General features: G+C 49.4%; 1 protein-coding gene. It reads left to right on the top strand.

Annotated features, from left to right (window positions below):
* The coding region (locus tag STRDD11_RS08480) for a DeoR/GlpR family DNA-binding transcription regulator (protein WP_164828436.1) at positions 1–689 on the top strand (689 nt) is incomplete at its 5' end.
* Positions 690–739 lie beyond the last annotated feature (50 nt).

Raw genomic sequence — 739 nt, 5'->3', positions numbered from 1 at the left:
CAGAAATCATGGACAGCATGAAGGTGTCGGATATGACGGTTCGGCGCGATCTGATAGAGCTGGAGGGACAGGGATTACTGACGCGTATCCATGGCGGCGCCAAGAGCAATCGGCAGATGAGCTATCGGGAGCTCCCCCACGAGGAAAAACTCTTTAAAAACATTGAAGCCAAGCGGCAGGTGGCCAAGAAAGCAGTAGGACTGATTGAGGAGGGAGATACGATTTTTCTGGGGCCGGGAACGTCGGTGGAGGTGCTGGCAGAGGAAATCCACAGGGAGAAGCTGCGGGTCATTACCAACTGCATGCCTATTTTCAATGAGCTTTTTAAAAAGAAAAGCGATACCTTTCAGGTCTTTCTGCTGGGAGGGGAGATGCGGGAGACCACTCAGGCTTTTGTGGGTGAGATGACCAATGCCATGATGGACAAGATGTATTACAGCAAGATGTTTTTCAGCGGCAACGGGATTAAAAACGGCATGATTCTGACTTCCTCTTTTGAGGAAGCCTACACGCAGAAACTGGCTTTGGAACGTTCGGGAGAGAGCTATCTATTGATTGATTCTTCCAAAATCGGCAAAGAAGATTTCACCCCTATTGCTCCCCTGTCAGAGGTGACAGCTGTCATCACGGACCTTTCTTCTGACAATGTCCATGAGGAATTGGAAGAATATACCCAAGTGTTCTTATAAAAGCAGCAGGCTGCCATGTTAAGCGATAGGCTGGGCGGTGGGACAGAACT

This window comes from Streptococcus sp. DD11 (genome assembly GCF_001578865.1).
GTDB classification, from domain to species: domain Bacteria; phylum Bacillota; class Bacilli; order Lactobacillales; family Streptococcaceae; genus Streptococcus; species Streptococcus panodentis.
This window is presented reverse-complemented; position numbering and strand designations above follow the sequence as displayed.